This window comes from Mycobacterium sp. SMC-18 (assembly GCF_045310895.1).
Taxonomy (GTDB): domain Bacteria; phylum Actinomycetota; class Actinomycetes; order Mycobacteriales; family Mycobacteriaceae; genus Mycobacterium.
In genome coordinates this window covers 70,356-96,152 of record NZ_JBJIAL010000013.1, presented here as the reverse complement: position 1 = coordinate 96,152, position 25,797 = coordinate 70,356, and the positions used below count along the sequence as shown (strand labels likewise).

Below are 25,797 nucleotides of genomic sequence, written 5' to 3'. Positions count from 1 at the left end.
GTGACCAGCACCAACAAGCCACAACCAAGTCGCGCTTAAGTCACGGGCACCAGGCTGTGCACAACCGATCACGAGGAGTCTGCCGTGCCCACCTCCGTCCACCCCGTCACCGTCGCACCCCGCCGGCCTGGCGAACCCGAGCCCGACCTCCTGGGCATCACGCTGGCGCACCGCGCCATGCTCGTCGACCTGGTCCGGCTCACCGAGCTCGCCAAGGCCGTGCGCGACCGCGACGTCATCTGCACACCCGCGCGGGCGCGCGCCATCTCGCAGTACATCGAGCTGCTGTGCGACTCGATCCATCACCACCACAGCACCGAGGACACCGTGCTGTGGCCGGTCATCCAGGCCAGCGTCGGCGATCATCTCGATCTGAGTGAACTCACCGACGACCACGCGGCGCTCGACCCACGCCTGGATCAGCTGCGGGCCCGTGCCGCGGCGTTCCGGCTGTCCAACGGTGACCGCAAGGTCGCGTTCCTGATGGCGTTCGAACTGGCCGAGCTCACCGCGCTGCTGACCGAGCACATCAACGACGAGGAACTCGACCTGTTCCCCCTGATCACCGAGCACGTGTCGGTGGACGACTGGGAGGACGTGGAGGCGGCCGCCCGCGCCGGCAGCCGGATGTCGTTCGACGGCCCGCGCTCGCTCGCGGTGATGACCGACGACGAGCGCGCCTCGATGGCGGGCAAGTTGAGCCTCGGGCTGCGCGCGTTCCTCGCGGTGCTGATGTTCCGGCATCGGCGCGTGATGCGCACCGTCTTCGGCGACCTCGCGGAGAGCCGGCTCGAGGCCCTGGCCGGCTAGTCGATGAAGCTGCGGGCCTCGGCCGCGAGCCGCGCCCGCAGCGTCTCGGCGGCCTTGCGGTACCGGCGGGCGTCGTCAGGACGGTCCAGCGCCTCGGCGGCCGCGGCCAGCGCGTCGTCGACGGGGCCGACCATCAGCCCGTCGACCCCGAGCCCGGCGATGCTGCCGGAGTAGCGCTCGAGTTCGGCAGTGCGGGCCCGCACCTCGTCGAGGTCACCCATCGCCACGGCGGCGTTGACCCGCAACACCGTGAACGGCACCCAGAAATAGGCCCGCTCGATCGGTTTGCGGTCCGGCCACAGCGCCCGGGCCTCGGCCTCGCGGCCCCGGGCGAACAGAGCCAGCACCGCCGCGTCCAACGCGGCGACCGAAATCTCGCGGTAGAAGAACACCAGCTCGTCGGCCAGCGTGCCCAGGTCGCCGAGGCCGAACTCACCCGTCACCCGGCCGACCATCGCCAGCTTCGCGCCATTGGCGGCGCCGTTCTCGGCCATCCGCGCGGCCAGGTCGGTGTATGCGCTCACCGCCTCGTCGAGCCGGCCGGCGAGCAGGTACATCCGGGCCTGGAACAGGCCGAGCACGCCGAGCAGGTGGACCAGCTGGCCCGTGCTCGCGCGCGCCACCGCGAGATCGACGTGGCGCTTCGCCGTCGCCAGGTCGGAGCGGTTGCCGGCGGCCAGCGACAGCAACCAGTGCGCCACCGCCTGATAGTCGGCCTGCTCGGCGGCTTCGGCGGCCTGCAGCAGTTCGGCGGCGAGCACGTCGCGCTCGTCGTCGAGGTCCGGTCCGAGAGCGCAGAACGCGTGCACGTTGAGCGCGGTGCACAACAGGCGGCCCGCCCCGGGATCGTCGGCGTACACCTGACGCGCCAGCGCGAGCATCTCGGTGCTGGCAGCCAGCGCGCCGTCCGGGTCGTTGCCCTCGAGTTCCACGTAGAGCGCCTTGAGCAGCCGGATCCGGTCCGCCGCGGAAACGTCGCCGGCCAGCACGTGCCGCAGCAGCCCGATCATCTGGCCGTCGGATTCGTCGTACTCGCGGTCACGCCACACCAGCGGGGTGTCCCACGCGGTGAGGATGCGCACCACCAGGTCATCGCGCGACCGGCCCGACACCAGCTGCAGCGCGCATTTCATCTCACTGCGCGCGGTGACGGCGTCGCCGGACTGCGCGAGCGCGGCGATCAGGCCGCAGCGAACCTCGATGTCCTGATCCAGCATCGCCACGCTCGGCGCCAGCTGCCGGCTGGCGGCCAGTTCGAGCATCTGGACCGCGGCCCGCCACTGCCGGGCGGCTTCGGCATGGGCCCCGACCGAACTCGCGTCGCGAGCCGCGGTGGTGGCGAAATCGGCTGCCGCCGAAGCGGTTTCCGCGGTCGCGGAGGCGACGGCGTGGTGGGCCAGCGCAGCCGGGTCGACCGAGCGGCCCGGTGCGCGCAGCAGCTCCAGCGCCGCGGCATGCAACCGGGACCGGCGCAGTTTCGAGGTGTCCTCGTACAGGGTGTCGCGGACCAGACCGTGCGCGAACTGCAGCCGGCCGGGCGTCGGCTCGTCGAGCAGGCCCAGCAGCACGGCCGGTTCCAGGGCGTCGAGCAGATCGTCGGGGTCACTGCGGCCCAGCTCGGCCAGCAGGTCGACGTCGATGTCGCGGCCCAGCACCGCGGCCTGGCGCAGCGCGGTCACCGTGGGACCGGGCAACCGGGCCAGCCGGCGCCGCAGCACGTCACGCACGCCCACCGGCACCGAAGCCCACACCGCGTCGGGCCCCTCGGCGGCCATCAGCCGGGCCAGTTCCCGCACGAACAGCGGGTTGCCGCCGGTCCGTTCGCGCAGCAGGCGCAGCGCCTCGCCGCTGGTCGTCAGGCCGCAGTCGGCGGCGACGGCGGCGGTGGCCGCCGCGTCCAGGCCGCCCAGGATCAGGTGCGCTGACGTGTGGACCGTCAGCGCGGCCCGCGCCACCTCGAGTTCGCCGCGATCCTCCGACGGGCGGTAAGTCGCGATGACCAGCACGCGACGGTCCTGAATCCGGTCGGCGACGAGGCGCAGCAGCTCCAGCGTGAGGCCGTCGGTACGGTGCAGGTCGTCGAGGATGACCGCAAGGGGCTGCCGGTCGGCGACGGCGTTCAACGCATCGGCGACCGCCTGCCCCAGCCAGAACGTGCCCTGGTCGGTGGCGGCGTCGTCGTGCAGCAGCGGGGCCAGCGCCTGCCGGTCCTGATCCGTCGCATCGACCAGATCGCGGAGCACCTCGGTCCACGCCCACCCCGCCGGCGCGCCGTGGACTTCCTGACACCGGCCGTGCACGGTCCGCCAGCCGGCCGCGCGCAGCCGGGCCGCGGCGGTCGCCGCCAGTGTGGTCTTGCCGGAGCCCGCCTCACCGCCGACCCACAGCACCGCACTGGCGCCGGCGGCGACGCGGCGCGCCACGGCGTCGATGGTCGCGAGCTCCTCGGCGCGGCCGTATGCCGCCTGCCCGGTGCGCTCGCGCGGCGCGGCGTCCGGGACCGCGGTCGCGGTCGACGGGAGCGGCACGGGCCGTGACGGTTCCAGATGGTCGGCCTGACGCAGGATGTCGCGCTCGAGATCGCGCAGGGCGCGGCCCGGCTCCAGCCCCAACTCGTCGATCAGGTGCTCGCGGGTGCGCCGGAGCACCTCGAGCGCGTCGGCCTGCCGACCTGTGCGGTACAGGGCGGTCGCCAGGACCGCGGCCGCGCCTTCCCGGCCCGGATGCGCGGCGACGTGGCCTTCCAGCGCCGCGACGGCGGTGCCGTACCGCCCGAGCTCGACGTGTGCGGCGGCGTGACTTTCCACTGCGGCCAACCGCAGCTCGGTCAGCCGCGAGACCTCCGGCACCGCCCACAAGGCGTCACCGGCCCCCGCGAACGGCTCGCCGGCCCAGCCGGCCAGCGCGCCGTCGAGCAATTGCGCACGCCGCAATGGATCTGATTCATCCTGTGCCGCAGCCACTTTCGCTTCGAAAAACCACGAGTCGACGGCGTCGTCCGGCAGCCGCAGGCAGTATCCGGGCGCCGCGCTGACCAGGACGCGGGCCGGCGCCCGGCGCTGCCGGCCGGGTTCGAGCACGCGGCGCAGATGCGAGACGTAGACCTGCAGCGCGGACAGCGCCTTGGGCGGTGGTTCGCCCTCCCACAGATCGTGGATGAGCCGGTCGACGGACACCGTGTGTCCGCGCGCGGCCACCAACCGGGCCAGCAGCGCCCGCTGCATGCGCGCGCCCAGATCCACCGGATCGTCACCGACCCATGCCCGCACCGGACCGAGCACCGTCACCCGCACCGGTTGTGCCACCGTCATGCCCCCCGCCGACGTGGTTCCTACTTGGGCTGTAACACCGAGGTGCCGACGTACGGCACGAGTGCGTCGGGTACCCGGACGCTGCCGTCGGGCTGCTGGTGGTTCTCCAGGATCGCGACCAGCCAGCGGGTCGTGGCGAGCGTGCCGTTGAGGGTCGCCGCCGTCTGCGGCTTGCCGTTCTCGTCGCGGTAGCGGGTGGAGAGGCGCCGGGCCTGGAACGTCGTGCAGTTGGAGGTCGACGTCAGCTCGCGGTACGCCTGCTGCGTCGGCACCCAGGCCTCGCAGTCGTACTTGCGGGCCGCCGACGAACCGAGATCGCCTGCGGCGACGTCGATCACGCGGTAGGGCACCTCGATCATGGCGAGCATCTGACGCTGCCAGGAGAGCAGCTTCTGGTGCTCGGCCTCGGCGTCCTCGGGCTTGCAGTAGATGAAGGCCTCGACCTTGTCGAACTGGTGCACCCGGATGATGCCGCGGGTGTCCTTGCCGTAGCTGCCGGCTTCCCGGCGGAAGCACGACGACCAGCCGGCGTACCGCAGCGGGCCTTCGGACAGGTCCAGGATTTCGTCGGAGTGGTAGCCGGCCAGCGGCACCTCCGAGGTTCCGACGAGGTACAGATCGTCGGCCTCGAGGCGGTAGATCTCGTCGGCGTGCGCACCCAGAAATCCGGTGCCGCGCATGACTTCCGGGCGCACCAGCACCGGCGGGATCATCAGCGTGAAACCGTTCTCGGTGGCCAGTCGCACGGCCAGCTGGAGCAGGCCGAGCTGCAGCAGGGCGCCCTGGCCCGTCAGGAAGTAGAACCGCGAGCCCGACACCTTGGCGCCGCGCTCCATGTCAAGCAGGCCGATGGCCTCGCCGAGTTCCAGGTGGTCCTTCGGGTTCTCGATCTCCGTCGGGGTACCGACGATCTCGAGCACCTCGAAGTCGCTCTCGCCGCCGGCGGGGACGCCGTCGATGATGACGTTGCCGATGGCCAGGTGCGCGGCGGTGAACGCCGCCTCCGCCTCAGCCTGCCTGGCCTCGATGTCCTTGATCGCCGCGGACAGTTCCTTGGCCTTCGCCAGCAGTGCGGGCCGTTCCTCCGGCGAGGCCGCGCCGACGAGCTTGCTCGCCGCCTTCTGGTTGGCCCGGGCGGTGTCGGCCTCCGCGATGGCGGCCCGACGGGCCGCGTCGGCCTCCAGCAACGCATCGACAAGGGCCGGGTCTTCGCCACGGGACCGTTGCGATGCCCGTACCCGGTCCGGATCTTCGCGGAGCAACTTGAGGTCGATCACGGGCGTCAGACTACTTTTCTCGCCGCGGCCGTGGAATGTCGAGGGCCTGTAGCGGGGTCCGGCCACAACCACATAACGGTACAACTGCAACTCTTGTCACAGCTCCTACGGCGGCTGTCACAATGGAACCGATGTTGGACGCACCCCCGGCAGTCGAGCAGGGCCTGGACACGCCCCCAGACGCGCCGAAGACGACGACCACCTGGCGGCAGCGCATGCACGGCATGCAGGCCACCGGGACGCAGCGCGCGCTCGTCCTCACCGCGCTCGGCGGACTGCTCATCGCCGGTGTCCTGACCGTGCTGCCGGATGGCTCGCTCGGCCCGACCGGGCTTGGCTTCAACACCGGCCGCGTCAACGCCGGCCGCGTCAGTGACACCCTCGACCACGCCAAGCCCGGCGAGTGTCTGAACTGGCCGGATCGCTCGCCGGACGCCGTCGAGATCGTCGACTGCAAGAACGAACACCGCTTCGAGGTCGCCGAGTCCCTGGACATGCGGACGTTCCCCGGCAGTGAATACGGCCCCGACGCCGCGCCGCCGTCGGACGCCCGGATCAAGCAGATCAGCCAGGAACAGTGCCAGAACGCGGCGCGCGACTACCTCGGCCCGCGCTTCGATCCGAACGGCAAGTTCGCGGTCAGCCTGGTCTGGTCGGGCGACAAGGCCTGGAAGACCAAGGGACAGCGCCGCATGCTGTGCGGCCTGCAGCTACTCGGCCCGAACAGCCAGCAGCTGGCCTACAAGGGCAAGGTCGCGGACGTCGACCAGTCCAAGGTGTGGCCGGCCGGCACCTGCCTCGGCATCGACCCGGCGACCAACCAGCCCATCGACATCCCGGTCGACTGCTCGGCGCCGCACGCCATGGAGGTCACCGGCGCGGTGAACCTGGCCGACAAGTACCACGACGTCATGCCGGCCGAACCCGACCAGCTGGCGTACATCAAGGACAACTGCACCCGGGCCACCGACGAGTACCTGGCCCCGGTGCAGCTGCGCGCCACCACGCTGACGCTGATCTACAGCTCCATCGCGCTGCCCAGCTGGACCGCCGGCAGCCGGCAGGTGTCCTGCAGCATCGGTTCCTCGCTCGGCAACGGCGGCTGGTCGACGCTGATCAACAGCGCCAAGGGACCGCTGCTGATCAACGGGCAGTCGCCCGTCGCGCCGCCGGCCATCCCGGAGGAGCGACTGAACCTGCCGCCCATCCCGGTCGTCGAGCCGCCGGTGGACACGTCGTCGCAGGGCTCGTCGTCATCATCGTCGTCGTCATCGTCGGGTTCGCAGTCCGGTCAGTCGAGCCAGTCGGGCCAGAACCAGCGCAGCCAGCAGACCTCGCAGTCGCCACAGGGCAACCAACACATGCCGGGCCAGACCGACACGTCGAACCCGAACACCAACGGCAACACGCCCGGTACCCCGCAACAGCAGCAGGGCAACACGTTCCTCAACGGTCCGCCGCCCGCGCCCGCGCCGCCGCCCGGGGCGGGTGCGCCGCTCGACGGCCCGCCGCTCGAGGAGGCGCCCGCGCCGCCGCCGGCCGGACCCGTGGGTGGGGGTGCGCCGCCCGGACCGGTGGTGCCGGCGCCCGCGCCGTAGCCATGCCGGTACGCATGGGCCGGCAGCGGTTCGAGGAACTGGTGTCCGACGCGCTCGACCTGATCCCGCCCCGGCTCGCCGCAGCGCTCGACAACGTCGTGGTGCTGGTGCGGCCGCGTAATCCGGACGATCCCGACATCCTCGGGCTGTACGAAGGCGTCGCGCTGACCGAGCGCGATTCCTTGTATGCGGGCGCGCTGCCCGACACCATCACGATCTACCGCGACGCCCTGCTCGACATGTGCGACTCCGAAGCGCAGGTTGTCGACGAGGTCGCCATCACCGTGATCCACGAGATCGCCCATCACTTCGGCATCGACGACGAGCGGCTGCACGAGTTGGGCTGGGGCTGAGCCGCGCGGCACCGCGGCATTGTCGGACCGCGGTGCTACAACAGAGTTCATGAGCACCACCTGCCGCAATTGCGTGGATGGGCTGGCGCACTGCCACGGCACGGTCATCGTGCACGTCGGCCTGCCGGCCGAATGCACCGACGAGACGTGCGCGCTGCCCGAATCCGAACACACCCTGCGCATCGACTGCGACGTGGTCGGGTGCGGCTGCGCAGAACCCGCGATGGATCTGCGCGCCGCGGGATAGTCAGGCCATCGGGTCGGGTGCCGGCGGCGCCAGGGGGTCGTGACCCGGGTAGAACGGCGGCGTCTTCACGCCCCACTGCACGCAGCTCCACCGCCCGTCGGTGATCGGGCTGAGCACGACGCATTCGGCGTTGAGCAGGTGATGTTCCAACGCGAAATCGGCGTCCACACCGGCCAAGTGGGCGGCGACCAGCCGGATCGCCGCACCATGACTCACCACCACGATGTCGCCGGCCCGGTCGTGATCATCGAGGCTGCGCACCCGCAGGTTCGTCAGCACCGGCACATACCGGTCCAGCACCTCGCGGCCGGTCTCGCCGCCCGGCATCGCGACATCCAGCTTGCCCCGCTGCCAGTCCTCGTAGATGGCGTCGAACTGCTCGATGGCGTCGGTGTCGCTGCGGTCCTCCAGGTCGCCGACCTGTACCTCGTGGATACCGTGTGCCTCGACCGGATCGAGGCCCAGGCCGTCGGCGATCTCGGCGGCGGTCTGCTGTGCGCGAGCCGCGACCGAATGCACCACCAGGCCGACGGGATGTGCCCAGTCGATTCCGAAGTCGCGGGCCTGCTGGCGACCGAGTTGGGTCAGCGACGCCCCCGGCGGCCGGGTGTCCAGCCGTTTGGCGACGTTCGCCTCCGACTGCCCGTGCCGCACCAGAACCAAACGGCCACTCATCCGCGTTGCCCCTCTCTCAACCCCGCCAGCCACTGCGCCGCCTCATCGGTGACCGGCGGAGCCGCACCGGCAGCCACCCCGGTCGGCCATGACCCCAGGTACCGCACGTCGGCCACCCGCCGGTGCAACGCCTTCAGCGCCTCGGCGACCGGCGCGTCGTCGATGTGTCCGACACAATCCAAGAAAAAGATATACGTACCCAATTCCGTTCTCGTGGGCCGAGATTCGATACGGGTCAGGTCGATGTCCCGAATCGAGAACTCCGTCATCGCAGCCACCAGGGCACCCGGTTCGTTGCGCAACCGCAGCACGACGGACGTCCGGTCGGCACCGGTGCGCGGCGGCGGCGGGCCGGGGCGCCCGACGAGCACGAAACGCGTTCTGGCGTTGGGCTCGTCGACCACACCGTCGGCCAATGAGTCCAGTTCCCACCGTACGGCCGCCAGCGCGGTACTGACACCGGCATCTACCAGACCTTCGGAAACCTGCTGCGCCGCACCGGCATTGGAGATCGCGGGCACGAGGGTGGCGTGCGGCAGCTGTTCGGCCAGCCAGCGGCGTACCTGGGCCGCGGCCACCGGGAACGCCGCGATGGTCGACACCGCATCGGCGGTGACGCCCGGTCGGACGACGATGCTGAACGCGACGTCGAGCGTGTGCTCGGCGAAAATCTGCACCCCGCTGCCGGAGGACAAGCTGTCCATGGTCGGCAGCACCGAGCCCTCGATGGAGTTCTCGATCGGCACGCACGCGTAGTCCGCGGCCGCCATGCGCACGGCCTCCAGCGCCGCGCCCGTGCTGTCACAGGCGACCGGTTCGAAATCCGGATCGTCGGCGACCAACTGCAGCATGGCCGCTTCACTGAAGGTGCCTTGCGGCCCGAGATAGGCGATGCGTGCCACGCCGCAACCCTACTGGCTGCCGGCCGGGCGAGGCTCGCGACGCGGGCCTTTCGGTAGGCCTTGCGCCAACACCATCCGGTAGTTAACTTAGGCTTACCTCACTTACTAGCGAAGGCGGGACATGCGCGACCTCACGACGACAATCGCAGCACCGACCACGGCAGAACGCGTCCGCAGCGCGTGTGCCCGGGCCGCCGACGCGACGCTGGCCGCCGACGGCGTCACGCCGACCACCACGCCGGTGCACCACCTACTGGCCGACGGCTCCGTCATCCTGACCGTGCCGGCGTCGGGCCTGCTCGCTGCCACCGTCACGGCCGCCGGGGCGCGCGGCGTCGCCGCCATGCTCGAGCTGACCGACCTGGCCGCCCTACCGCTGCGCGAACGGGTGCGCGCACTGGTCTGGTTCCGCGGCCGCCTCCACTACGTGCCCGCGGCGCGCGTCCCGGCCATGCTCGACCTCGTCGCGTCGGAGAATCCACACCCGGCATTGCTCCAGGTGAATGCCGGAGCGGACCACGAAGACCCACACACGCTGGTCCGGCTCGAGATCGAGTCCGTCGTGGTGGCCGACGCCACCGGCGCCGAGTCGGTGCCGGTCGGCGCGCTCCTGGCAGCCCGGCCCGATCCGTTCTGCGCCATGGAGTCGCACTGGGTGCAGCACATGGAGAGTGCGCACCGCGACATGGTCGACCGGCTCGCCAGCCGGCTGCCGGTGACGCTGCGCCACGGCCACGTGCGCCCGCTGGGCCTGGACCGCTACGGCGTCCAGCTGCGCGTCGAACGCGAAGACGGCGACCATGACGTCCGGCTGCCGTTCACCAAGCCCGTCGACGATGTCACCAGCCTGAGCCGGGCCATCCGCACCCTGATGGGCTGCCCGTTCCTCAACGGGCTCCGCGCGCGCAAGATCTGAGGGCGCCCCGGTTACCGTAGCTGCGATGACCGGGCCGCAGCAGGAGCACACCGAACGTCGCGCGCTGCGCATCGAGATCGTCGTGGTGCTGGCGGTGACGTTCGGCCTGTCGGCCTACACGGCTGTCGTCAGCCTGGCCGAGGCCGTCATCCTCGGGTTGTCCGGACAGAAGGTGGCGCTCAACCACCGCCGCTCCCCGATCGACTTCATCGACTTCCTGCTCAATCTCAGCCCGGTCTTCACCCTGGTCAGCTGGGGCTTCCTGGCGCTGTACCTGTTGTGGCGCAGCGGCTTCCGGCCCGCCGCGATCGGGCTGGGGCACTTCCGGTGGCGCCCCGACCTACTGGGCGGCCTGGGACTGGCCGCGCTGATCGGCCTGCCCGGTCTCGGTCTCTACGTCGCCGGCCGAGCGCTGGGCATCGGCGTCGACGTCGTCCCGAGCACGCTGGGTGACACCTGGTGGCGCATTCCGGTCCTGCTGCTGATGGCGTTCGCGAACGCCTGGGCCGAAGAGATCATCGTCGTCGGGTTCCTGCTGACACGCCTGCGCCAGCTGGACGTCTCCGCGACCAAGTCCCTCGTCCTCTCGGCCCTGCTGCGCGGCACCTATCACCTGTACCAGGGGTTCGGCGCCGGACTGGGCAACATCGCGATGGGCCTGGTGTTCGGGTACACCTGGCGGCGCACCGGCCGGTTGTGGCCGCTGATCATCGGGCACGGCGTGATCGATGCGGTGGCGTTCGTGGGTTATGCCTTGGCCGCCCGTCATTTGGGCTGGCTGCATCCCGCGTAATTCCGCCGGATGCCAGCCAAGCCTCACCTCTATTTGTATTCAGCAATTCGAATTAATGGATATTGCATACGTCACAGCGGGTAAGGATATGCTTTCCTGAATTAGGTTGACCTTGCATGACAAGGCCATTTGACCTGCATTATCTTCATTTTCATGACCGACGTGACGCGCCTCGAGACGAAATTCCACCAACTGCTCCAGGAACAGATTCGGAGCGAATTCGGCGCGTCTCAGCAATACATTGCCGTCGCGGTCTACTTCGATGGAGAAGACCTCCCACAGCTGGCGAAGCACTTCTATGCGCAGGCCGTCGAAGAACGCAATCACGCCATGATGCTGGTGAAGTATCTGCTCGACCGCGACATCGACGTCGAGATCCCCGGCGTCGACCCGGTGCGCAACAGCTTCGCCTCACCGACCGAGGCCCTCAAGCTCGCGCTCACCCAGGAACGTGTGGTGACCGAACAGATCAGCCGGCTGGCCAGCGTCGCCCGCGAAGAGGGCGACTACCTCGGCGAGCAGTTCATGCAGTGGTTCCTCAAGGAACAGGTCGAAGAGGTCGCGACCATCACCACGCTCGTGAAGATCGCCGACCGCGCCGGCGAGAACCTGTTCAATCTCGAGGATTTCGTCGCCCGGGAACTGGCCGGCACGGGTGCCGCCGACCCGACCGCGCCCGAGGCCGCCGGCGGCAACCTCTAGCCGTCAGGCCTCCGCGTCCTGGCCGGAGTCCCGGCCCGCGCCGGTCAACCCGTTCTGCAACCAGTCCTTGGTCCGGCCCGGGTGATTGGTGGCGACCCATCCGACACCGAGATCGGCGCAGTAGCGCACGTCCTCGTAATGGTCGACGGTCCAGCAGTACAGCGCACGCCCGTGCGCGGCGGCATGGTCGACCAGTTCGGGGTGCTCACGCAGCGTGGTGATGGACGGGCCCACTGCCGTCGCACCGACCGTCGTCGCCGCGCTGCCGCCCAGGTATCGCGACGTCTCGCCGAGCAGCACGGTCGGCAGCATCGGTGCGGCCCGGCGGATGCGCCACACCGCGGCCGCCGAGAACGACATCACCACGGCGCGGGCGAGGTCGGCGGAGGCCGGCGCCGCGATGCCGTACCGGTGCAGCAGTGCGAGCACCTTGCTCTCGACGAGTGCGCCGTACCGCACGGGGTGCTTGGTCTCGATGAACAGCTTCACCGGCCGGCCCCAGTCCAGCGCCAGCCGGATCAGGTCGTCGAGGGTGAGCAGGCCGGCCGAGCTCTGGCCGCCGTCGGCCCGGCTGGGATGCCATGCGCCGTAATCCAATTCGCGCAGCTGCGCGAGGCTCATCTCACTGACCAGCCCGGTGCCGTTGGAGGTGCGGTCCACCTTGCGGTCGTGGACACACACCAGATGTCCGTCGCGGGTCAGCCGGACATCGCATTCGAGGCCGTCGGCGCCCTGGCTCAGCGCCAGTTCGTAGGCCGCCAGCGTGTGCTCGGGCCGCTCGGCCGATGCGCCACGGTGTGCCACCACGAAAGAGCTGTGGCGTGTGCCGTCCGTCCCGCCAGTGCCGTCCACGCCCATGGTCCTATGCTGCCGGTTCCTCCGCTGTGGGCTCAACCGGAACCGCCGATTGGGCACCTGATTCTTCGGCCTGCTCCGCGTCGACGACGACCCAGCGCTGTGCGGGTGCGTCGGCCTGCGTGCGTTCGAAGGCGTGGTAGACGCGCAGGACCGTCGCCAGCGACAGCATGCCCATCAGGTACGCGATGATCGTGACCTCGGTGCTGTCGGCGATGCCCTGCGGGTCGGTCGCGAACATGCCCACGATGGACCACGCGACGACCAGACCCGACACGGCCCAGATCGCCCACCAGATGCCGATCGGGCGGCGCAACGTGCTCATGCGGTTCTCGACCGTGGCCATCTCGGTGACGAACACCGGCGCGAGGAACATGTTGACCACCGGGACGAGGCAGCCGACCCGCAGCACCCAGCGGCGGCGTGGCTCGGTGGTACCCGCGCGGTGATAGGCCGCCGCGCGGCGGGCGATCAGCCAGTTGGTGAACACGATCGCCGTCGCCAGCACCGCGAACAGTGCGACGACGCTGGCCGCGACGCCGAGCCAGCTGCCCCCGATCGCCACCCAGGGGTTGAGCAGCACGGTGCGGTTGATCAGCAGCAGGATGTAGCGCACGACGTGCATCAGCGCCGCGGCGCCGAGCGCGATCATCGTGATGGCCGCGACCGTCTGCACCACCGCGGTCGACGGTCCGCGATGCGTCTGCTCCCACTCTGCGGGCTGCCCGGGCGCCTGGGCGAACTCTTCGGTCAGGCCCCAGCGCGGGATGTGGTCGTAATGCGGGGTCGGCCCCAACGGCGGCTGATGCCGGCGTGGCTTCGGCGCCGGACCCGGCCGGACGGCGATCCAGCGATAGCCGCGCGACGATTTCGTCTGCCCGGCAGCCGGCGTGTGCGCGACGGGCGCGAGCAGCGGACCGCGGCAGCGCGGGCACCACTGACGCTGGCGATCACGCACGTTCCAACGCGTCGAGCACCGGGAACAGACCTGGATCACGGGACCAGCCTACGGGCCCGTCAGACGGCGCCGGGAGCGCCGTCGTCGGTGACGATCGCGCGGCCGGCCCCGGACCAGGCCAGCATGCCGCCGTTGACGTTGATCGGCTCGAACCCGTTGCGCGCCAGGTAGTGCGAGACCTTCAGCGACCGGCCGCCGGCATGGCAGATGACGTACAGCGCGGCATCACCGTCGATCTCCCCCAGCCGGGCGGGCACCTCGCTCATCGGGATGTGCTGGGCCCCTGCGGCGTGGCCACGGGCCCACTCATCGTCTTCCCGCACGTCGAGCAGGACCGCGTCCGAGTCGAACGCGGTGGGCAACTGATCGACGTCGATCTGCGGCACGTGCACATCATCATCCATGCGTACATGCTGGCACGGGCGGGGCTCACGCCACCACAGCACGCCATGACAGCAATCGCAGAACTATCCACAGTTTCCACAGGTTCATCCACAGGGCGACGGGAGGCCCGCCGACGGCCTTACCGGCCACAGCGCGCCGAACGCATAATTGACTGGGGATAAACAAGGGGCCATTGGTCCCCGTTGATCAACAGGCCGACACGCGGCGTGAGCGAAAAAGCTTGCCGGGCTAAGTAAATCCGGGGCCGCAAATCCGGCCCGCCGCCGATGGGGCCCGATTTCCCCGTCCCGCCGGCAAACAGTTATGATCGGCGTCACAACATCGGGTTGTGACAATCCTCACTCCGCTCGAAATCGGGAACTCAGGGTTGTTCTGGCAGGTCAGGGAGTATGCAATGGCGGCACATCCGTTGCGTCCGGGTTCGGGCGCATCGCCCGAGTGGCAATCGGCGTTCCCGTCCCGCACACACAGCCAACTCGTCGCGTGTGTCCGCGCCGGAATCATCGCGCTGGTCCTGCTCGTCGTGCTCGTTCTGATCGTTCTGGTCTAAAGGCCCAACAGGCACCGATCCCACCCCTGTTCCGGGGGTGTCCTTGCGGTGCGCGCAGCGATGGAGCAATGTGGTCTGGGATCTGTGGACGAACCCCAACTAGGGTCGTTGATCCCGCACGCGATCATCTAAGGAAGGAATCCTGTGGCTGAGTACACCCTGCCGGACCTGGACTACGACTACGGCGCCCTGGAGCCGCACATCTCCGGTCAGATCAACGAGATCCACCACAGCAAGCACCACGCGGCCTACGTCAAGGGCGTCAATGACGCGGTGGCCAAACTCGAAGAGGCGCGGGCCGGCGACGACCACGCCGCGATCTTCCTGAACGAGAAGAACCTGGCCTTCCACCTCGGCGGCCACGTCAACCACTCGATCTGGTGGAAGAACCTGTCCCCCAACGGTGGCGACAAGCCGACCGGCGAGCTGGCCGCGGCCATCGACGACCAGTTCGGTTCGTTCGACAAGTTCCGCGCGCAGTTCACCGCGGCCGCCAACGGCCTGCAGGGCTCGGGCTGGGCGGTGCTCGGCTACGACAGCCTGGGCGGCCGTCTGCTGACCTTCCAGCTGTACGACCAGCAGGCCAACGTGCCGCTGGGCATCATCCCGCTGCTGCAGGTCGACATGTGGGAGCACGCCTTCTACCTGCAGTACAAGAACGTCAAGGCGGACTACGTCAAGGCTTTCTGGAACGTCGTCAACTGGGCCGACGTGCAGGAGCGCTTCGCCGCCGCCACGACCAAGACCAACGGTCTGATCTTCGGCTGATCTCACGCTTTCCGGTAACGGGGCGTCGCGCATGTGCGCGGCGCCCCGTTCTCGTTTACCACCGAAGCCCCCATCTCGCGAGCCGGCAGCCACATTCGGCCCACGTGACACTTCTGGCACTCGGGCCATCTTGCGTGCTAACGCGTCACTGCCGCACCCTGGAATCAGCGATCCACTGCCGTATCGACTGATTGCTGATCGAGGTACCGGAGGGCAGCCATGGAGAGGTCTGGGCAAGCCGTCGAGATTGCACCGTTCCATTCCGGCGGCGCGTTGAAGGGGTTCGTGGTGTCCGGCCGGTGGCCCGATTCCACCAAGGAATGGGCCCAGCTACTGATGGTCGCCGTCCGGGTCGCCTCGCTGCCCGGGTTGCTGGCAACCACCACCGTCTTCGGTACGCGCGAGGAACTGCCAGAACATCCACAGCCGGGCACCGTCGGCCTCGTCCTCGCGGAAGGGCCCGTTGTTGGCGAAGCAGCGGTGACACCGGGATACTTCGCCGACCATCAGCCGACGGCCCTGTTGATGCTCCACCCGCCCGCCGAGACGACACCCTCCCTACCGGAGTGCCACGGCGCCGCGTCGGGGTGCCTGCTGCTACCGGGACTGCCTTACCTGGGACTGGAACATCGCGCCGCGTGGGTCGAAGCCGAAGCCGACGGCACCATCACCTCGATGGTCAGCAGGGTCGGCGTCGATCCCATCAGCCATCCCGACACCGCCATTCTGGCGATGCTGCTTGCCGCTTGACCCAACGGTGGGTTAACAGCAAAGAGGTCGGGTAATTCGCCATGTCGCCGGCCGGCGGCCCAGGGCGCTCCCCTTCCTGCTCACGCGGTTGCCACGTCCTGCCGCTCGGGTTAATCGTCGGTACGCTAACGGCAAACACTTCGGACGACACCGAGCGCCCGACACCCGGATTGCTGAATCATCCCCCGCCCGACAGCGATTGTGACGCGACGTGCAGCCGAGGTCCGGGCAAAATAGCACACGCGTCAAAATTTGCCTCATCAGGCCGCCGACCGGGACCGGGATCCACCCCCAGAACCCCAGCTCGGAGCCCTTTGAGCCGACAAATTTGGTAGCTGGAGCGACTTTTCCGTGGTTTGCACTTGGTTCCCGGCGCAACTCTCGCTACGATAGTCAGCAAATAGTGACACTGACGCCTGCGGATATCGCTAAGTGGAGGAATAACCGATGAGCATGACGTTCGCCGCTCGGCTGAACCGGCTGTTTGACACCGTCTACCCGCCCGGACGCGGCCCCCACACATCTGCCGAGGTGATCGCCGCACTCAAGGCCGAGGGTGTGACCATGTCGGCCCCGTACCTGTCGCAGCTGCGTTCGGGCAACCGGACCAACCCGTCTGTCGCGAACATGGCTGCGCTTGCCAACTTCTTCCGGATCAAGCCGGCTTACTTCACCGACGACGAGTACTACGAGAAGCTCGACAAGGAGCTGACCTGGCTCGCCAACATGCGCGACGAGGGCATCCGCCGGATTGCCGCTCGGACGGTCGGCCTGTCCCCCGAAGCCAAGAAGGACCTCGCCAACAAGGTCGACGAGCTGCGTCGCCAGGAGAACCTCGACAGCTGAACCGGTTAGCCCTATCGGGCTCGACCACATTACGACCAGCGGATTCCGTTAATCCGCTGGTCGTACTGCTTTCACGCGCCCGACGGACGCCTTCGGGGCGGTTCCGGGCGCATCCGCCTTACCCTGCCGATCCAGCTCGCGGTACTGCGCGGCAATCGCCAGAATCCACTCCCGATCCGAATACGTCGCGGGCTGCCTGAGCCAGCTCGGCCCCGGGAACTTCGTCCGCGAACCGCCCTTCGGACGGCTGCTACGGCCGTCGTAAATCCAGCTGGCCACCCGCCGCGCCTGCACATCCGGCGCCACGTCGACGCGTCCGGAACCGGCGGCCTCACCGGCACCGTCCAGGACGGCGGTGGCCTCCAGGTACAGCGCATCGGAGATCAGCGACATCTGCTCGGCCACCCGGAAGAGCAGCGGACCGCGGGGCCGCACACCGATCCCGATGTTCGGATGGCGGCGGCTCAATTCGGCGAGCAGCGGGGCGATGGTCCGCAGTTCGCGCCGCGCCCCGAACCAGTCCTCGACACTGGGCAGCAGCGAGCCGCTGGCCACCACCAGCATGGCGCAGCCGAGAATCGTCGCCGCCGCGCCGACACCGACCAGTTGAGTGCTGCCCACCGCCCGCAACAGGATGAAGGCGCTGGCCAGCACGATCAGCACGATGCCGACGCTGAAGACGAACAGGGCGCGGCCCCTTCGGGTGCGGTTGGAATTACGCACCCCGGCCCACGCCACCAGCGTCAGCGCCAACAACACGTACAACAACGGCAAGAGCCACGACAACGAGTTGCCGCCCGAACCCAGATTTCTGCGCAGGTACTCCTCGGGCGCCATCTCCGGCTGCTGCGGGGTCAGGAAGAACAGCACCAGCGTGAGCAACGCGATCGCCCCGGCGACGCCGTACTGGGCCAGGGCGATGCGGCGGATGACGAGCGGTTTACGACTCGACGATGCGGAGGTGATCATCACGCAACTGCCTGCGGCACAAGCGATCAGCGCCACCTGGCTGAGCATGCTGGACACGTTCGGCCAATGCAGGATGGTGTCGAGCAGGAGCGTGAGCGGCTCCCAGTTCAGTGCCGCGACCAGGCCGAGGCTGCCCAGCGCAACGATCATCGCGGCACTGACGAGGGACTGTTTGTTGACCAGCGCCCAACCGATACGCAGGCCGGTCGCCAGGCCGAGCAGGCCGGCGATAACCCAGATGATCAACCAAACGCCTCGCCGAGACGGATCTGGACGATCGAGGAGCGGTCAGAAGGCAGCCGGCCCAGCCGGTGGATGAGCAACGCGGCGAAATCCTCGGCTTCCTGTTCGGCTTCCTCACCGGCGGGCCCCATACAGCCGGTCCGCTGATTCAGCATGTAGCCGATGAGATCGGAACTCGCCAGTTCCATGGAGTCGCGGGCGGCCTCGACGACGGACACGCCCTCATGACCCAGCACCAGGTGGCCGAGCTCGTGGGCGAGGGTCCGGTCACCGGCCGGCAGTCCCTTCTGCAAGAGGAACACGTCGCGGTCGTTGTACTGGCGCCACTGCCCACAGACGCCGGGCGGCAGGTCGGCCATGGTCACCTCGATCGGGCGGCCACGGTCCTCGCTGACTGCTTCGACGAGACGGGCAAGTGAGACCTCGCCACGTCGCGGGGCAAGATCCAGCACCGAATTGACTGCGCGTGTGACACGGCGGCTCGCGGGCATGCCGAACCCCCTTTCGCTGCGATTGGCACGGTTGCCATCAATTGTGCCGCAGACCCATTGCCTCAGGTCATAAATCGTGCAGTGCCGCTGCGGCGGACCACGTGACCAGCGCGCGCCTGCCGGTAGCCGACCAGGCCACCGGCGCCCGTCAGGATGAGGATGCCGGTGAAGCCGGGAACGGCCACCGCGGCCACCTCGCTGAGACCGGCTGCGCGCAGGTAGTCAGGATATCCGGCGCGGAACGCGGGTTCAGCGATGATCTCGTTCTTGGTGCCGAACGTGGTCGGCTGCGGCGACCGCACCGCCGGGAGTTCTGCCGGGGCGCTGACGACGACCGGGTTGTCGAGCTTCAGCGCGGGAAACGCCGGCGTATCCAGCACCGGCGCCAGCGGTAGGCCCGCAGCCGGCACCGGCATGCGGTTCGGGCGCCCGACGTTCAGGTTCATCGTCGGAACGACTTGTGCACTCAGCATCGACAGCGACGTCTGCATGAAGGGCAGCGACGTCGCGGCGTCGAGCGTCGCGTTGGTGAGCCCTGCGACGAAGTCATAGACCGGCTCGATGTGGGCGAGGACGAAAACCGGGATCGCGGCGAGCTGCGCCAGCACCGGGATGTTCGACATGTCGGGCAGCTGCGGGAGCTGATCCCACTTCGGCAGTCGCGGCACCAGCGACGCCAGCGGGATCTTCGTCAGATCGATGCTCTGCACGGCCCCGGTCGGCGACGTGTGGACAGCCGCGGACGGCAGGGAGAACGTCAGACCCATCAGGTTGATGCTGGTGGTCGGTCCGGCCGGGGTCGCCTTGACCGTCGCCTTGGTGGGTGACGCGGTCGGCGACGCGGGGCTGTCCGAACCGCTTCCCGGCTTGACGCCGCCTGCGGTGGGCAGGCCGGGCAGGCCTGGCAGCTTGGGCAGACCCGGGAGCGACGGCAGGCTCAAGATGTTGGGCAGGCTCGGGAACCGGATGGCGGGGACGCTCGCCGCGGTCGCGGGCGCGGGACCGGTCGCGGCCGCCGGCTGCGGTTGGCTTGTCCCGCCCGTCGTCGCGGGTGCGGTGGTGCCGGACGTCGCACCGGTTTCCGTCTGCTGAGTCGACGAGCCGGCCGACGGCTGATGTTCGCCAGCGGCCGCGTTCGGCGTTCCAGAATCCTCGGGCCGCCCCGGAGAAGCGACATTATTTTGTTTGCTGGGGGCGTTGCTTTCAGACGCATTCTTGCCGGATTCACCGGTTTTGCCGGGGTCGTGAACACCGGCTTCAGAACCACTCTTGGCAACGCCGCCGGAGGCACCGCGCTTATCCTTTTTGCCGCCAGAACCGGCGCCACCGGGCGACGGCGCCTGTGACTGGCCGTCCGTCGGCTTGGCCGGCCGCGCCGGGGCCTTGTGCCCGCCACCAGCGGACGAGCTGCCACCGGGCTTCGTGCCGCCGTGAGAAGCCCCGCCACCGTGGCCACTCGAGTCACTACCAGAAGCTGCCGTATCAGCGAAGGCGTTCGCACCACCCAGGCCAGCGATCAACAGCCCAGATGCCATCAGCGCGGCAGCTGTAGCTATTCGTTGGCGTGGCGCCATCGTTCCCTCTGCTTTCATGGCATCAAAAACCCGCTCCGATGAATTCCTAATAATTGTCGCACAGCCGTCGGACTTTGTTTGCTGGATAAAGTAGCGAGAAATGTGGGAAATTCCACCCCCGAATTGCGGCGGAATTCGACCCATGGCCCGATGCCCGATTCGGGCCCACGGACGATAAGGTGACGTCACCATCGCAGCAAGATCGTGCACACGTGTCGAGACGACCGGGAGGTCAGCCGGAATGGGCCTGTTCAAGCGACGCAAGAGCCGGGCAACCCGTCGCGCCGAGGCGAAGGCGATCAAGGCGAAGGCGAAACTCGAGGCACGGCTGTCCGCCAAGAACGAGGCCCGGCGCATCAAGGCGGAAGGCCGTCGGCAAACGAAACGGGACCGGGCCGGCGTCAAAGCCCAGCGGGACAGCGACAAGATGGCACTCAAGGTTGCTGAAACGCAGCTGCAGGCGGTCCGTGAAGGCAAGCTGCTGTCGCCGACCAAGATTCGCCGGCTGCTGATGGTGTCGCGAATCCTCACCCCCGTTGTCGTGCCCGTGGCGTACCGGGCCGCGATTGCCGCGCGCGGTCTCATCGACCAGCGCCGCGCAGACCAACTGGGTGTTCCGCTGAGCCAGATCGGGCAGTTCTCCGGCGCCGGCGGCGCGCTGTCCGCCCGGATCGCCGGTGCGGAGCGCTCGCTGCGCCAGGTCGCCGAGAACAAGCCCAAGGACGCCGAGACCAAGCAGTTCGTGGCGACGCTGTCGAGCAAGCTCGCCGATCTGTCCGCCGCGGTGACGGCGGCGGAGAACATGCCGGCGCCGCAGCGGCGGACCGCGCACGCCGCCATCGAAAGCCAGCTCGACGGCATCGACGCAGACGTCCTGGCCCGCCTCGGGGTGTCCTGACCCACCCGGAGGAGCACCCGCATGGCAGACGAGCAGAAGTCCCCCGACGAGGAGTCGCAACCCGGCGTCCCCCCGAAGGAGACGCCGGCCAAGAAGACGCCCGCGAAAAAGGCGCCCGCGAAGAAGGCTCCAGCCAAGAAGACGCCCGCCAAGAAGGTGCCGGCGAAGAAGACGCCCGCCAAGAAGGCCGCAACCACCGCGCCGGCCAAGAAGGCCCCGGCGAAGAAGGCTCCACCGAAGGTCGCGCCACCCGCACCCCCGCCTTCCGAGGCGCCCGCGCCCCAGCCGCCCGCTCCCGAGACCCCGGCACCCGCACCCCTGCCCGTGCTCGACCTGACTCCGCCCGTGCCGCAGCGCTCGCAGGTGCCGGTCACCGCGGTGATCGTCGCGAGCGTCCTGGCCCTGCTCGTCGTGCTGCTGGCCCGACGCCGCGCCGCCGGCTGACTCCGCGCCCTGAGATAATCGGCGGGTGACCATCGAACCCCGCGCCACTGCCGACCTCGTCGACGAGATCTATCCCGATGTCCGCAGCTGCGATCTGCAGCTGCAGAACTACGGCGGTCGAACCATGTTCGCCGGCCGCATCACCACGGTGAAGTGCTTCCAGGACAACGCCCTGCTCAAGTCGATCCTGTCGACGCCGGGCGACGGCGGCGTCCTCGTGGTCGACGGCGACGGATCACTGCACACCGCCCTCGTCGGCGACATCATCGCCGGCCTCGCGCACGACAACGGCTGGTCGGGCGTCATCGTCAACGGTCCGGTGCGCGACGCCTCGACGCTGCGCACCATCGACGTCGGCATCAAGGCGCTGGGCACGAACCCCCGCAAGGGCACCAAGACCGGCGCCGGTGAGCGCGATGTCGAGGTGACCTTCGGCGGCGTCACCTTCGTCCCGGGTGACATCGCCTACTGCGACGAGGACGGCATCGTCGTCGTGACACCGTGACATCAACACGGAAAAGCCCCCACCGCGAGGTGGGGGCTTTTCTCGTCTGACGGATCAAACCGTCACTGCGGCACGGTGTTTCGTGAACTGCAGCGCCTGCTCGTCGACCTTGCCGTACCGGATGGTCCGCATGTCGAAGAAGTAGTTCTGCTTCAGCTTCCACGGTGCTTCCGAACCCGACTTGGGCAGGCTGTCCATGGCCCGCTTGAAGTAGCCGGGGGTGAAGTCCATGAACGGCAGCTCGTCGACGCTGTCGCCCGGGTGCTGCGGCTCGACGCGGTCGAATCCGTTGGCGTCCATGTAGTTCAGCACGCGGCAGATGAACTCGGACACCAGGTCGGCCTTGAGCGTCCAGGACGCGTTGGTGTAGCCGAAGGTGATCGCCATGTTCGGCACGCCCGACAGCATGAGGCCCTTGTAGGTCATGCAGGACGGCAGGTCGATCGGCTCGCCGTTGCGGTTGGCGGTCGCGCCACCGAACAGCTGCATGTTCAAACCCGTTGCGGTGACGATGATGTCGGCCTGCAGCTCCTCGCCGGAGGTCAGCTTGATGCCATTCTCGGTGAAGGTCTCGATGGTGTCGGTGACGACGCCGGCCTTGCCCGAGCGGATGGCCTTGAACAGATCGCCGTTGGGCGCCAAGCAGACTCGCTCGTCCCACGGGTTGTAGCGCGGGCTGAAGTGCTTGTCGTAGTCGAAGCCCTCCGGCAGCCGGCGCTCGGCCATCTGGCGCAGCGCCTTCTTGAACACGGCCGGGAACTTGCGGGCGATCTGGTACTGCCCGGTGCTGTAACCGATCTGCTTCCAGCGGTTCACGAAGTGCGCCAGGTGCTTCGGCAGATATTTGTTGGCCTGCTTCGCAATCGGATCCTCGAGCGGCAGCGCACCGATGTAGGTGGGCGAGCGCTGCAGCATGGTCACGTGCCCGACGCCGCCGTTCACCAGTGACGGGATCAGCGTGACGGCCGTGGCGCCGGAACCGATCACGACGACGTTCTTGCCGGTGTAATCGAGGTCCTCGGGCCAGTGCTGCGGGTGCACGATCTGGCCCTTGAAGTCGGCCGCGCCGGGGAACTCGGGCGAGTAGCCCTCGTCGTAGTTGTAATAGCCGCTGCACACCGACAGGAACGACGCGGTGATCTGCTTTTCCTCGCCGCCGGCGGTGATGTTGATGGTCCAGCGGTTCTCGGCGTCCGACCAGTCGACCGAGGTGACGCGCTGGCCGGTGCGGATGTGCTGGCGGATGCCGTTCTCGTCGGCGGCCTCGTTGATGTAGTTCCAGATCGACTGGCCGTCGGCGATCGACTTGGCCGACTCCCACGGCTTGAACCGGAAGCCGAGGGTGAACATGTCGGAGTCCGAGCGGATGCCGGGGTACTTGAAGAGGTCCCAGGTGCCGCCGATGTTCTCCCGGCGCTCCAGGATCACGTAGCTCTTGGTGGGGCAGCGGTCCTGGAGGTGCCAGGCGGTGCTGATGCCGGAGATGCCGGCACCGACGATGACAACATCGAAGTGTTCGATCATGGTACCGACGGTATCAACATGGTGTTGAGTCGGTCAACGGTGTGTTGAAAAACTCGACAAACTGTTAGGCTCAACTGCGTGAGTACCGCTGCGCAGACCCGGGCGCCCCGGGGCCGTCGTGCGGCACGCCCCTCGGGCGACGAGCGCGAAGCGGCCATCCTCGCCACCGCAGCCGCCCTGCTCGAGCAGCGCTCGTTCTCCGAGATTTCCGTCGATGACCTTGCCAAAGGCGCCGGCATCTCCCGCCCGACGTTCTACTTCTACTTCGCGTCGAAAGAAGCCGTGCTGCTGTCGTTGCTCGATCCGCTGATCAAGCGCGCCGACACCGGCTTCGACGGCGCGCTCGAGGACATGCCGGCGGACCCGAAGAAGGCCATTCGGCACGGCATCGAGATCTTCTTCAGTTCGTTCGGCTCGCACCCGGCCACCGCCCGGGCCGGCGTCGAAGCGGTCAGAACAGTTCCCGAACTCCGCGAGTTCTGGGCCGGGCTCATGCAGAAGTGGATCAACCTCACCGCCGCACTGATCGCCGCCGAACGCGCGCGCGGCGCCGCGCCGGACACCCTGCCCGCCCGGGATCTGGCCACCTCGCTGAACCTGATGAACGAGCGCATGATCATGGCCACCCTGGCCGGCGAGCCGGGCGCCGTCGCGCACGACGACGTCGTGAACACCCTCACCCACATCTGGCTGAGCAGCATCTACGGCTGAAGTCCGCCACTCTTGCGCTACATCGCGTAATCCGGCAATTCGATGTCGTCGCGGAATTCCCGCCGGATCACCCAGGCCGCCAGTGCCGGGATATCCAGCAGCCGGCTGACGCGGTTACGGGTCCAGAGGCCGACCGAGGTCCGCGGTGCCAATACGCCCGCGAAAGCTCTGGCGGACTCTTGTTTGCCCTCGATCAGCGGTCGGACCAGCTGCTCATAGCGGCGAAACGCTTCACCGTGCTCACCGCCGGACCGGTCGAGTTCGCCTGCGAGCACGTACGCCTGGAGCATCGCCAGTCCGGTTCCCTCGCCAGCCAGCAACGACACGCACGAAGCTGCGTCCCCGACCAGTGCGACGCGCCCCTGCGACCAGCGGTCGATCTTGATCTGACTGACCCGATCGAAGTACAGATCCTCGGCCCGATCCAGCGCGGCGAGGATCGCCGGGCACTCCCATCCGTCATCGCCGAAAACCTGCCGCAAAGCTCTCCGGACACCGGTGCCGTCGGCCGTCTCCGCAGCGATCAGCTGATCGTCGGAGACGATGAACAGGAACAGGGTCTTATCGTTCCGCTGCGCAAACCGGGCGACCACGCGCCCAGGCCTGCCGTGGGCGAGGTAGACGAGTTCATCGCGCGGGTGGTATCCGTCGGATTCGAATGCCGCGACCCAATAGCCCAGCTGCCTCTGGAATGTGGGGTGAGTGCCGAAAACCAGACTGCGCACCGTGGAATGAATGCCGTCGGCGCCGATCACTAGGTCGAACTCGCGGTGCCCGCCGTGTTCGAGCACGACCTCCACTCCCTCGTCAGATTGTTCGATCACGGTGATCCGGTCGCCGAACACCGTCTCGACGTCGTCTCCGACTGCCTCGTAGATCAGCCTCGCCAGCTCGCCGCGCGGCAAGCTGATGTATCGCCCGTCGAAGACCCGCCGGAACGGGCTGACGGCGAACCCGCCTGTCTTGCGGCCGCGGCCATCGACCAGCCGGACCTGCTCGATCCCGTAGCCTGCCCGCTGTATTGCGTCCGCCAAGCCCATCCGCTCGGCGATCGCGTAGCCGACGCCCCAGAAGTCGATGAGGTAGCCGCCGGTGCGTAGCTGCGGCGCCGTCTCGATCAGCACCGGGTCATGGCCGCTGCGGGACAACCAATAGGCCAGTGTCGGCCCGGCTATGCCCGCGCCACTGATGGCGATCTTCATGAGGTCGTGTCGAGCCGCAACTCGACCATCGGGAGCGCCGTGTGGGTTGGGCTCACTTCGGTACCCAAGGTCTGGTCGAGGACGCCTTTGAGTCGGGCCCAGGCGCGCGGATGGCGCTCGATGTACGCACCCAGCGCGCGGTCCGCGGCCGACCGAGGCAGCACCCGCGCCGTCGCGGGCATCGGCGGGCGGCTGCCGACGTAGACCCGCACCCGGGGATTGGCCTCAATGTTGCGGAACCACTGGGCTTTCGTGCCGAAGCCGGAGGCCACCACATACGTATCGGCCGACGGATGGTCGATGACTTCCAGGACGACGTAGCGGCGGGCCCCTGACGTGCGTCCGGTGTGTTCCAGCATCAGCATCCGTGAACCGAACAGCGCGCCCCCGTGGGTCCGATAGATCCAGATCGGCGCGCGCACCAGACGTCGGCACCGCAGCAGCCTGGCGCCGCCGGCCGCCAAGCCACCAGTACGGGGCGTGGACATTGTTGTCTCCCTACCTTTCTCGCGCACTGTCG

Annotated in this window: 29 protein-coding genes; 16 read left to right on the top strand and 13 right to left on the bottom strand. The window is 68.5% G+C overall.

The window, feature by feature from the left end; all coding sequences use genetic code 11:
• The first annotated feature begins 84 nt into the window (after positions 1-84).
• Positions 85-810, top strand: a complete 726-nt coding sequence (locus ACJH6J_RS14085) for a hemerythrin domain-containing protein (RefSeq protein ID WP_406804093.1) — start codon at positions 85-87, stop codon at positions 808-810.
• Here ACJH6J_RS14085 and ACJH6J_RS14080 read toward each other — a convergent pair.
• Positions 807-4,121: a BTAD domain-containing putative transcriptional regulator gene (locus tag ACJH6J_RS14080; protein WP_406804092.1), complete on the bottom strand. Its 3,315-nt coding sequence runs from the start codon at positions 4,119-4,121 to the stop codon at positions 807-809. The two genes, ACJH6J_RS14085 and ACJH6J_RS14080, sit on opposite strands and share 4 nt — an antisense overlap.
• Positions 4,122-4,141: 20 nt before the next feature.
• Entirely contained in the window at positions 4,142-5,398 is a 1,257-nt protein-coding gene (serS, locus tag ACJH6J_RS14075) for a serine--tRNA ligase (protein ID WP_406804091.1), read from the bottom strand.
• A gap of 122 nt (positions 5,399-5,520) precedes the next feature.
• Between serS and ACJH6J_RS14070 the strand changes: the two genes are divergently transcribed.
• Genes ACJH6J_RS14070 through ACJH6J_RS14060 form a run of 3 tightly spaced genes read left to right on the top strand, consistent with a single transcriptional unit; the run spans position 5,521 to position 7,596 of the window.
• A complete protein-coding gene (locus tag ACJH6J_RS14070; protein WP_406804090.1) occupies positions 5,521-6,996 on the top strand; it encodes a septum formation family protein in 1,476 nt (491 codons plus the stop codon).
• 2 nt (positions 6,997-6,998) lie between these two features.
• Positions 6,999-7,349, top strand: a complete 351-nt coding sequence (locus tag ACJH6J_RS14065; protein WP_406804089.1) for a metallopeptidase family protein — start codon at positions 6,999-7,001, stop codon at positions 7,347-7,349.
• 49 nt (positions 7,350-7,398) lie between these two features.
• Positions 7,399-7,596, top strand: a complete 198-nt coding sequence (locus ACJH6J_RS14060; protein ID WP_406804088.1) for a hypothetical protein — start codon at positions 7,399-7,401, stop codon at positions 7,594-7,596.
• Here ACJH6J_RS14060 and ACJH6J_RS14055 read toward each other — a convergent pair whose 3' ends face one another.
• Positions 7,597-8,271 (bottom strand): histidine phosphatase family protein, encoded by a 675-nt coding sequence (locus ACJH6J_RS14055; RefSeq protein ID WP_406804087.1) that lies wholly within the window; start codon positions 8,269-8,271, stop codon positions 7,597-7,599.
• Positions 8,268-9,173: a prephenate dehydratase gene (pheA, locus tag ACJH6J_RS14050; protein ID WP_061010121.1), complete on the bottom strand. Its 906-nt coding sequence runs from the start codon at positions 9,171-9,173 to the stop codon at positions 8,268-8,270. Before pheA ends, ACJH6J_RS14055 begins: the two co-directional genes overlap by 4 nt.
• Positions 9,174-9,294: 121 nt before the next feature.
• On the opposite strand from pheA, the gene ACJH6J_RS14045 reads away from it, so the two are divergent.
• The 3 genes from ACJH6J_RS14045 (at position 9,295) to ACJH6J_RS14035 (ending at position 11,584) form a co-directional block, all read left to right on the top strand.
• Entirely contained in the window at positions 9,295-10,089 is a 795-nt protein-coding gene (locus tag ACJH6J_RS14045) for a DUF2470 domain-containing protein (protein WP_406804086.1), read from the top strand.
• A gap of 25 nt (positions 10,090-10,114) precedes the next feature.
• Positions 10,115-10,882, top strand: coding sequence for a CPBP family intramembrane glutamic endopeptidase (locus ACJH6J_RS14040; RefSeq protein WP_406804085.1), 768 nt, complete (start codon positions 10,115-10,117; stop codon positions 10,880-10,882).
• A 153-nt stretch (positions 10,883-11,035) separates the two neighbouring features.
• Entirely contained in the window at positions 11,036-11,584 is a 549-nt protein-coding gene (locus ACJH6J_RS14035) for a ferritin (protein ID WP_064861164.1), read from the top strand.
• A gap of 3 nt (positions 11,585-11,587) precedes the next feature.
• On the opposite strand, the gene ACJH6J_RS14030 is transcribed toward ACJH6J_RS14035, so the two are convergent.
• Genes ACJH6J_RS14030 through ACJH6J_RS14020 form a run of 3 tightly spaced genes read right to left on the bottom strand, consistent with a single transcriptional unit; the run spans position 11,588 to position 13,801 of the window.
• Complete coding sequence (locus tag ACJH6J_RS14030) at positions 11,588-12,442, bottom strand: glycerophosphodiester phosphodiesterase (RefSeq protein ID WP_406804084.1); 855 nt, start codon at positions 12,440-12,442, stop codon at positions 11,588-11,590.
• Between the two features lie 4 nt (positions 12,443-12,446).
• On the bottom strand, positions 12,447-13,397 hold the full coding sequence (locus ACJH6J_RS14025) for a DUF4328 domain-containing protein (protein ID WP_406804083.1): 951 nt from the start codon (positions 13,395-13,397) through the stop codon (positions 12,447-12,449).
• 59 nt (positions 13,398-13,456) lie between these two features.
• Positions 13,457-13,801: a rhodanese-like domain-containing protein gene (locus tag ACJH6J_RS14020; RefSeq protein WP_406804082.1), complete on the bottom strand. Its 345-nt coding sequence runs from the start codon at positions 13,799-13,801 to the stop codon at positions 13,457-13,459.
• 395 nt (positions 13,802-14,196) lie between these two features.
• Here ACJH6J_RS14020 and ACJH6J_RS14015 point away from each other — a divergent pair, with 395 nt between their 5' ends.
• From ACJH6J_RS14015 to ACJH6J_RS14000, 4 genes are all read left to right on the top strand, one after another.
• Positions 14,197-14,352, top strand: coding sequence for a hypothetical protein (locus ACJH6J_RS14015; RefSeq protein WP_212807585.1), 156 nt, complete (start codon positions 14,197-14,199; stop codon positions 14,350-14,352).
• Positions 14,353-14,496: 144 nt separating this feature from the next.
• The gene (locus ACJH6J_RS14010; RefSeq protein ID WP_212807586.1) at positions 14,497-15,120 is read left to right on the top strand and encodes a superoxide dismutase; all 624 of its coding nucleotides are present in this window, start codon (positions 14,497-14,499) and stop codon (positions 15,118-15,120) included.
• Positions 15,121-15,339: 219 nt separating this feature from the next.
• Positions 15,340-15,870, top strand: a complete 531-nt coding sequence (locus ACJH6J_RS14005; RefSeq protein ID WP_212807587.1) for a peptidase — start codon at positions 15,340-15,342, stop codon at positions 15,868-15,870.
• A gap of 447 nt (positions 15,871-16,317) precedes the next feature.
• The gene (locus ACJH6J_RS14000) at positions 16,318-16,716 is read left to right on the top strand and encodes a transcriptional regulator (RefSeq protein WP_406804081.1); all 399 of its coding nucleotides are present in this window, start codon (positions 16,318-16,320) and stop codon (positions 16,714-16,716) included.
• Positions 16,717-16,764: 48 nt separating this feature from the next.
• On the opposite strand, the gene ACJH6J_RS13995 is transcribed toward ACJH6J_RS14000, so the two are convergent.
• From ACJH6J_RS13995 to ACJH6J_RS13985, 3 genes are all read right to left on the bottom strand, one after another.
• Entirely contained in the window at positions 16,765-17,931 is a 1,167-nt protein-coding gene (locus ACJH6J_RS13995; RefSeq protein ID WP_318984003.1) for a hypothetical protein, read from the bottom strand.
• The gene (locus ACJH6J_RS13990; RefSeq protein WP_061006642.1) at positions 17,928-18,419 is read right to left on the bottom strand and encodes an ImmA/IrrE family metallo-endopeptidase; all 492 of its coding nucleotides are present in this window, start codon (positions 18,417-18,419) and stop codon (positions 17,928-17,930) included. The genes ACJH6J_RS13995 and ACJH6J_RS13990 overlap by 4 nt, the downstream gene beginning before the upstream one ends.
• A 62-nt stretch (positions 18,420-18,481) precedes the next feature.
• Positions 18,482-19,360, bottom strand: a complete 879-nt coding sequence (locus ACJH6J_RS13985) for a hypothetical protein (RefSeq protein WP_318984004.1) — start codon at positions 19,358-19,360, stop codon at positions 18,482-18,484.
• A gap of 1 nt (position 19,361) precedes the next feature.
• Between ACJH6J_RS13985 and ACJH6J_RS13980 the strand changes: the two genes are divergently transcribed.
• From ACJH6J_RS13980 to rraA, 4 genes are all read left to right on the top strand, one after another.
• On the top strand, positions 19,362-19,511 hold the full coding sequence (locus tag ACJH6J_RS13980) for a hypothetical protein (protein WP_406784083.1): 150 nt from the start codon (positions 19,362-19,364) through the stop codon (positions 19,509-19,511).
• 723 nt (positions 19,512-20,234) lie between these two features.
• Positions 20,235-20,891, top strand: coding sequence for a DUF6474 family protein (locus tag ACJH6J_RS13975; protein WP_212807597.1), 657 nt, complete (start codon positions 20,235-20,237; stop codon positions 20,889-20,891).
• A 21-nt stretch (positions 20,892-20,912) separates the two neighbouring features.
• Positions 20,913-21,335, top strand: a complete 423-nt coding sequence (locus tag ACJH6J_RS13970; protein WP_318984006.1) for a hypothetical protein — start codon at positions 20,913-20,915, stop codon at positions 21,333-21,335.
• Positions 21,336-21,360: 25 nt separating this feature from the next.
• Positions 21,361-21,840 (top strand): ribonuclease E activity regulator RraA, encoded by a 480-nt coding sequence (gene rraA, locus ACJH6J_RS13965; RefSeq protein WP_212807599.1) that lies wholly within the window; start codon positions 21,361-21,363, stop codon positions 21,838-21,840.
• 54 nt (positions 21,841-21,894) lie between these two features.
• Here rraA and ACJH6J_RS13960 read toward each other — a convergent pair whose 3' ends face one another.
• The gene (locus tag ACJH6J_RS13960) at positions 21,895-23,364 is read right to left on the bottom strand and encodes a flavin-containing monooxygenase (RefSeq protein WP_406804080.1); all 1,470 of its coding nucleotides are present in this window, start codon (positions 23,362-23,364) and stop codon (positions 21,895-21,897) included.
• A gap of 78 nt (positions 23,365-23,442) precedes the next feature.
• On the opposite strand from ACJH6J_RS13960, the gene ACJH6J_RS13955 reads away from it, so the two are divergent.
• Entirely contained in the window at positions 23,443-24,075 is a 633-nt protein-coding gene (locus tag ACJH6J_RS13955) for a TetR/AcrR family transcriptional regulator (protein WP_406802584.1), read from the top strand.
• Between the two features lie 17 nt (positions 24,076-24,092).
• Here ACJH6J_RS13955 and ACJH6J_RS13950 read toward each other — a convergent pair whose 3' ends face one another.
• Both ACJH6J_RS13950 and ACJH6J_RS13945 read right to left on the bottom strand, forming a co-directional pair.
• The gene (locus tag ACJH6J_RS13950; protein ID WP_406804079.1) at positions 24,093-25,277 is read right to left on the bottom strand and encodes an FAD-binding domain; all 1,185 of its coding nucleotides are present in this window, start codon (positions 25,275-25,277) and stop codon (positions 24,093-24,095) included.
• Positions 25,274-25,765, bottom strand: a complete 492-nt coding sequence (locus tag ACJH6J_RS13945) for a nitroreductase family deazaflavin-dependent oxidoreductase (protein WP_406804078.1) — start codon at positions 25,763-25,765, stop codon at positions 25,274-25,276. Before ACJH6J_RS13945 ends, ACJH6J_RS13950 begins: the two co-directional genes overlap by 4 nt.
• Positions 25,766-25,797 lie beyond the last annotated feature (32 nt).

Coding starts and splice junctions, on each gene's coding strand:
- ACJH6J_RS14020 (WP_406804082.1), bottom strand. CDS start 13,801: ATGGATGATGATGTGCACGTGCCGCAGATCGACGTCGATCAGTTGCCC.
- ACJH6J_RS13960 (WP_406804080.1), bottom strand. CDS start 23,364: ATGATCGAACACTTCGATGTTGTCATCGTCGGTGCCGGCATCTCCGGC.
- ACJH6J_RS14065 (WP_406804089.1), top strand. CDS start 6,999: ATGCCGGTACGCATGGGCCGGCAGCGGTTCGAGGAACTGGTGTCCGAC.
- ACJH6J_RS14045 (WP_406804086.1), top strand. CDS start 9,295: ATGCGCGACCTCACGACGACAATCGCAGCACCGACCACGGCAGAACGC.
- ACJH6J_RS14030 (WP_406804084.1), bottom strand. CDS start 12,442: ATGGGCGTGGACGGCACTGGCGGGACGGACGGCACACGCCACAGCTCT.
- ACJH6J_RS14080 (WP_406804092.1), bottom strand. CDS start 4,121: ATGACGGTGGCACAACCGGTGCGGGTGACGGTGCTCGGTCCGGTGCGG.
- ACJH6J_RS13970 (WP_318984006.1), top strand. CDS start 20,913: ATGGCAGACGAGCAGAAGTCCCCCGACGAGGAGTCGCAACCCGGCGTC.
- ACJH6J_RS14035 (WP_064861164.1), top strand. CDS start 11,036: ATGACCGACGTGACGCGCCTCGAGACGAAATTCCACCAACTGCTCCAG.
- ACJH6J_RS13990 (WP_061006642.1), bottom strand. CDS start 18,419: ATGCCCGCGAGCCGCCGTGTCACACGCGCAGTCAATTCGGTGCTGGAT.
- ACJH6J_RS14060 (WP_406804088.1), top strand. CDS start 7,399: ATGAGCACCACCTGCCGCAATTGCGTGGATGGGCTGGCGCACTGCCAC.
- ACJH6J_RS14005 (WP_212807587.1), top strand. CDS start 15,340: ATGGAGAGGTCTGGGCAAGCCGTCGAGATTGCACCGTTCCATTCCGGC.
- ACJH6J_RS14040 (WP_406804085.1), top strand. CDS start 10,115: ATGACCGGGCCGCAGCAGGAGCACACCGAACGTCGCGCGCTGCGCATC.
- ACJH6J_RS14055 (WP_406804087.1), bottom strand. CDS start 8,271: ATGAGTGGCCGTTTGGTTCTGGTGCGGCACGGGCAGTCGGAGGCGAAC.
- ACJH6J_RS13975 (WP_212807597.1), top strand. CDS start 20,235: ATGGGCCTGTTCAAGCGACGCAAGAGCCGGGCAACCCGTCGCGCCGAG.
- ACJH6J_RS13950 (WP_406804079.1), bottom strand. CDS start 25,277: ATGAAGATCGCCATCAGTGGCGCGGGCATAGCCGGGCCGACACTGGCC.
- ACJH6J_RS14000 (WP_406804081.1), top strand. CDS start 16,318: ATGAGCATGACGTTCGCCGCTCGGCTGAACCGGCTGTTTGACACCGTC.
- ACJH6J_RS13980 (WP_406784083.1), top strand. CDS start 19,362: ATGTTGGGCAGGCTCGGGAACCGGATGGCGGGGACGCTCGCCGCGGTC.
- ACJH6J_RS14015 (WP_212807585.1), top strand. CDS start 14,197: ATGGCGGCACATCCGTTGCGTCCGGGTTCGGGCGCATCGCCCGAGTGG.
- ACJH6J_RS14070 (WP_406804090.1), top strand. CDS start 5,521: ATGGAACCGATGTTGGACGCACCCCCGGCAGTCGAGCAGGGCCTGGAC.
- ACJH6J_RS13945 (WP_406804078.1), bottom strand. CDS start 25,765: ATGTCCACGCCCCGTACTGGTGGCTTGGCGGCCGGCGGCGCCAGGCTG.